Annotated in this window: 6 protein-coding genes; 1 reads left to right on the top strand and 5 read right to left on the bottom strand. The window is 73.1% G+C overall.

Annotated features, from left to right (window positions below; all coding sequences use genetic code 11):
- From ACWEVO_RS29425 to ACWEVO_RS29415, 3 genes are all read right to left on the bottom strand, one after another.
- Positions 1 to 1169: nicotinate phosphoribosyltransferase (locus ACWEVO_RS29425; RefSeq protein WP_452310732.1), on the bottom strand; the 1169-nt coding region annotated here is incomplete at its 3' end.
- A gap of 53 nt (positions 1170 to 1222) precedes the next feature.
- Positions 1223 to 2797, bottom strand: coding sequence for a Na+/H+ antiporter (locus ACWEVO_RS29420; protein WP_452310731.1), 1575 nt, complete (start codon positions 2795 to 2797; stop codon positions 1223 to 1225).
- 94 nt (positions 2798 to 2891) lie between these two features.
- On the bottom strand, positions 2892 to 3656 hold the full coding sequence (locus ACWEVO_RS29415; protein WP_452310730.1) for a TetR/AcrR family transcriptional regulator: 765 nt from the start codon (positions 3654 to 3656) through the stop codon (positions 2892 to 2894).
- Between the two features lie 84 nt (positions 3657 to 3740).
- On the opposite strand from ACWEVO_RS29415, the gene ACWEVO_RS29410 reads away from it, so the two are divergent.
- On the top strand, positions 3741 to 4139 hold the full coding sequence (locus ACWEVO_RS29410; RefSeq protein ID WP_452310729.1) for a VOC family protein: 399 nt from the start codon (positions 3741 to 3743) through the stop codon (positions 4137 to 4139).
- A 51-nt stretch (positions 4140 to 4190) separates the two neighbouring features.
- Here the strand turns inward: ACWEVO_RS29410 and ACWEVO_RS29405 are convergent, their stop codons facing one another.
- Together ACWEVO_RS29405 and ACWEVO_RS29400 are read right to left on the bottom strand one after the other, a co-directional pair.
- A complete protein-coding gene (locus ACWEVO_RS29405; RefSeq protein ID WP_452310728.1) occupies positions 4191 to 4811 on the bottom strand; it encodes an L-threonylcarbamoyladenylate synthase in 621 nt (206 codons plus the stop codon).
- Positions 4724 to 5167 carry an ATP-binding cassette domain-containing protein gene (locus ACWEVO_RS29400; RefSeq protein WP_452310733.1) on the bottom strand — a complete coding sequence of 148 codons (444 nt, stop codon included), beginning with the start codon at positions 5165 to 5167 and terminating at the stop codon, positions 4724 to 4726. The genes ACWEVO_RS29405 and ACWEVO_RS29400 overlap by 88 nt, the downstream gene beginning before the upstream one ends.
- Positions 5168 to 5188 lie beyond the last annotated feature (21 nt).

Genomic DNA, 5188 nt, shown 5'->3' with positions numbered 1-5188 from the left:
GGATCGGCCGGCGCCAAGCGGCGACCCTCGCGCATGACCGGCACGAGCAGCGGCTCCCGGCCCGCCGGCGGCGGCTCGTCACGCAACCCGACGATGTCGCCGCCGGCGCCCCCGGGATCCCGGAAGACCTGCTTCGGGCCGGGCAGGGTGGCCTTGCCGGGCGACCGCTTGAGGACCGGCCGATCGCCGTACGCGACCAGCTTGTAGGCGCTGTCCAGCGACGGCGCGTCGTAGGAGACTCCCATTCTGGTGCCCACGCCGTACGCGTCGATCGGGGCGCCCCGGGCGACGAGCTCCGCGATGACGTCCTCGTCGAGGCTGCCGCTGGCGACGATCCGGGCCTGCCGCAGCCCCGCCTCGTCGAGGATCGCGCGGGCCTGCCGGGCCAGCTCGGTGAGGTCGCCGGAGTCGAGCCGGACGGCCACCGGCCCGGTCAGCCCGAGCTCGCCGATGACGTCGACGGCGGCCCGGACTCCGGCCGGGGTGTCGTAGGTGTCGACCAGGAAGATCGGGTTGGTCGGGAAGTCGGTGGCGAACGCGCGGAACGCCGCCCGCTCGTCGGGGAACGCCTCGACATACGAGTGGGCCATCGTGCCGGACGGCTGGAGGCCGTAGCGCCGGGCGGCCTCGACGTGGCTGGTCGCGGCGAAGCCGGCGATGGCCGATGCCCGCGCCACCCCCGCCCCGGCGTCGATGCCGTGGGTACGGCGGAAGGCGAAGTCGACCAGCTGCGCCCCGCCGGCGGCGAGCCGGCAGCGGGCCGCCTTGCTGGCGATCGTGGTGTGGAAGGTGATCAGGTTCAGCACCCCGGTCTCCACCAGCTGCGCCTGCGCGATCGGGGCGGTGACCTCCAGCAACGGCTCGTCGGCGAAGACCACCCGCCCTTCCGGCACGGCCCACACGTCCCCGGTGAACCGCAGCCCCGCCAGGGCGGACAGCGTCGGCTCGTCGAGCCCGACGCTGTCGCGCAGGTAGCCGACCTCGTCGTCGTCGAAGGCGAAGCCCTCCAGGAAGGCCAGCGCCTCGGCCAGTCCGGCCGCGACCAGGAAGCCCCGATCGTGCGGCAGGCGACGGACGAAGAGGCTGAACGTGGCCGGCTGCGTCATCCCGCGGCGCAGGTAACTGGCCGCCATCCGCAGCTCGTACAGGTCGGTGCGCAGTCCGGTCATGCCACCTCCTCGGTCGCCGTCCTCATCATGGCCGGGCAGGAGGCGTCCCGGGCTCAGTCCTCGGGTTCCGGGCCGAGCAGCCGGATCTCCTCGATGTCGACGCCGGCCTGCAACTGGCGCAGCACCGCGTCGTCGATCTCGTTGCGGTCGCGCAACCGGGTGACCTCACGCCGCTTGTGGTCGAGCAGGCCGAGGCGCAGCCGGCGGCCGATCTCGCGTTCCTGCTCGCCCTGCTCGGTCCGCGGGGCGCGGATGTCGTCCAGGTGGTCCTGGTAGTCCGAGCGGAGCCGGTCGACCGCGTCCGGCGACGCACCGAGTTCCGCGGCGACCTGCGGCAACGCGGCGAGGGCCGCCTCGGTGGCCCGGATCCGCGCCCACCGCACCTCGTGTTCGCGTTCCCGGTCGCCCATCAGCCTGGCCCAGCCGACGACGAGCGGCAGGGTGGTGCCCTGCACCAGCATGATCAACACGATCACCACGACCGTGACGAAGATGATCAGGTCGCGCTCGTGTACCGGGGTGCCGTCGTGGGTGGTGACCGGCACCGCGAGCGCGGCGGCCAGGGAGACGGCGCCGCGGAAGCCGGCCCAGCCGGCGGCGGTCCGGACCCGGAAGTCGAACCGGCGGGCCCGGCGGGACTCCCGCCGGTCGAGGCCCTGCAGGGCGGACACGGACAGCTGGACCCAGATCATCCGGACGACCGCCACGACCAGGGCGACCAACACCGCGATGCCCAGCGACGCCAACGGCGAGTGGCTGCTGATGGCGCGCAGGGAGCGGGGCACCTGCATGCCGAGCAGCACGAACAGGCTGCCGTTGATCATGAAGGTGGACAGGTCCCAGAACGCGAAGGCGGTGATCCGGGAGCGGGCCCGGATCACCCGCGGCCCCGCGTACGACAGCAGCAGGCCGGCCACCACGACGGCCAGGACGCCGCTGGCGTGCACCAGTTCGGCCAGCAGGAAGGCCACGAACGGGGTGAGGAAGCTCAGTCCGCCCTCGCGCAGCGGGTCGTCGACGTGCTTGCGGATCAGGATGACCGCACCGCCGACGAGCAGCCCCGCGGCGATCCCCCCGAGCGACTTGCCGACGAACTGGCCGCCCAGCACGAGCGCCCCGGGGACCGCGCCGCCGGCGATCACGCCGACGGCGACGGCGAAGAGCACCAGCGCCGTACCGTCGTTGATCAGGCTCTCCGCGCGCAGCGTGGTGAGGATGCCGCGCGGCATCCGCTTGGCCAGGCCGGCGACGGCGGCGGCGTCGGTGGGCGCGAGGACCGCGCCGAGCACCCAGGCCGCCGCCGAGTCGACGCCGAGCGCACGGGCGGCGTACGCGACGGCGACCGTCGTGATGATCACCAGCGCGACGGCGAGCAGGGCGATGACCGCGAGGTTGGCCCGGATCTCGCGGAGGCTGATGACCAGGCTCTCCCGGTAGAGGATCGCGGGCAGGAAGAGCAGCAGCACGACCTCGGGTTCGAGGACCACGTGCTCGAAGGGCGGCAGCAGGCCCAGCAGCGCGCCGAAGAAGATCAGCAGCACGGGCGGGGCGACCCGGTACCGGCCGCCGATGGTGGTGCCGATGAGCACGGTGACACCCAGCACCGCGATCAGCACGAGTGCGCCCACGTCGTACTCCCGTCACCCGCCCACCGGGTCCCACGGTGCCTCATCCGCGGCGGCTCGCGCGGTGGAATCGCGCAAGAGCGCGACGCCGTGCGGCTCAGCGCCCGCCGTCGATCAGGACGCCCAGCCCGTCGAGCACCCGGGCCAGGCCGAACTCGTAGGCGTGGTCCGGGCTGTAGGCGGCGTGGTGCGCCGCGCCGGCGGCCGCGCCGACGCGGACGGCGGTCGGGTACCGCTGTTCGTCGAGCACCTCGGCGAGCAGCGGTCCGTTCGCCGCCCACCACTGCTCGTCGCTCCAGGCGTCCTCCTGCGCGGCGAGCCGCACCTCGGCGGCGGCGCGGGCGGCGGCGCGGACGAAGTCGAGGACGTAGGTCAGGGCGGCGTCGCGCTGCACGTCGTCCAGGCCGGTGCCGTCGAAGGCGCGCAGCTCGTACTCGTACTTGGCCATCAGGCCGGGGCCGAGCGGCGGGCGGCTCGTGGAGACCTCGGCGGCCCACGGGTGGGCCCGGAACAGCTCCCGGTTGTCCGCGGCGAACGCCGCCACCCGGGCCCGCCAAGGCTGGCCGGAGCGGTCGGGTCGGGGCATCCGGGCGTAGCAGTGGTCGAGCATCAGGTCGAGCAGTTCGGCCTTGCCCGGCACGTACGTGTAGAGGGTCATCGGCGCCGCGCCCACCGCGAGGGCGACCGCGCGCATGGTCACCGCCTCGAGCCCTTCGGCGTCGGCCAGCGCGACCGCGGCCGTGACGATGTCGTCCAGCGAGCGGCCCGGGCGCGGGCCCCGGCGCGGGTTCTCCTCCGGTCGGCGCCAGAGCAGGCGCAGGGTACGGGCCGGATCGCCGGCTCCGCTGCGGTGGTGGGGCACGCGTTGATCCTCTCAGATCGAAACCCCGTACGGCGTACGATGTACAATGTACGGGGTAAATTCTCCGACCCTCAGGGAGACCACGTGCAGATCACCGCCTCGGCCCTCTCGCTCAACGTCGACGACGTGGCCGCGTCCGCCGCCTTCGTCGAGCGGCACTTCGGATTCACCCAGGAGATGGCGGCCGACGGATTCGTCTCGATGTCCCGTGACGGGGTCGGCTTCAACCTGATCTTCCTGCGCACCGGGCTGTCCAGCATCCAGCCGGACCGCCTGCGCGGGCAGCGCGCCAAGGGCCTGATCGTCGCCTTCGTGGTGGAGGACATCGACACCGAGTACGCCCGGATCCAGGCCGCCGGCGTGCCGGTCACCACTCCGCTCCAGACCGAACCCTGGGGCGAGCGCTTCTTCCAGGTCACCGACCCCAACGGGATCATCCTGCAGCTGGTGCAGTGGGTGCATGCCCCGACCGAGGCCGGCTGATCCGGCAAGGTTCGGCCCGCCCCGCCCGTGTCGACACGGGCGGGGCGGGCCTCACTCGAAGCGGCTCGGGTCGCCGGCGCCCCGGCGCAGGATCTCCGGCTCGGGGCCGGACAGATCGATCACGGTGGTGGGCTCCAGCCCGCAGTCGCCCGCGTCGACCACCGCGTCGACCTGATGGTCCAGCCGCTCCTTGATCTCCCAGCCCTGGGTCATCGGCTCCTCCTCGCCGGGGAGCAGCAGGGTGCTCGACAGCAGCGGCTCACCGAGCTCCGCCAGCAGCGCCTGGGTCACGGTGTGCTCGGGCACCCGCACCCCGACCGTGCGCCGCCGCGGGTCCTGCAACCGGCGCGGCACCTCGGCGGTGGCCGGCATGATGAACGTGTAGCGGCCCGGGATCGCGGCCTTGACCTGCCGGAACACCGAGTTGCTCAGCTTGACGAACTGCCCGAGCTGGGCGAAGTCCGCGCAGACCAGCGTGAACGGGTGCCGGTCGTCGAGCTTGCGGATCTCCCGGATCCGCTGCACGCCGGACCGGTTGCCGAGCTGGCAGCCCAGCGCGTAGCAGGAGTCCGTCGGATAGGCGATCAGGCCGTCGCCGCGCAGCAGCTCGACGATCTGCCGCAGCACCCGGGGCTGCGGGTTGTCCGGGTGCAGGTCGTAGTACCGCGCCACCCCGAGAGCCTATGCCTTGGCCCGGCCGGGCCGCGAGTGGCAAAAAAGTCGTGCGCAGGAGGTTTAGCGCGGCGGCGTACCGGAAAAGGTGGGGCCGCTCGAAGAGGGGGGACCACACACATGTCCGAAGCCAACACAGACCGCGCCGACCGCCCCGCCGAGGTGACCGACCCACTGCTGTGGGACCTGGCCGCCGCGGTGGCCGACGCCCACCAGCCCGACGACAACCGGGTCTGCGTGAGCCCGAGCTGCGTCGGCGCGGCCTGGCCGTGCGCCGCCTGGAACAGCGCCGCCCCGGACACGATCTTGATGAGCGTCGACTTGCCCGCGCCGTTCTCCCCGACGAGCGCGTGCACCTCTCCGCGAGCCAGTTCGAA

The organism is Micromonospora sp. NPDC003776 (assembly GCF_053605645.1).
The sequence above is the reverse complement of the archived record's forward strand: the minus strand, read 5'-3'. Positions and strand labels throughout refer to the sequence as shown.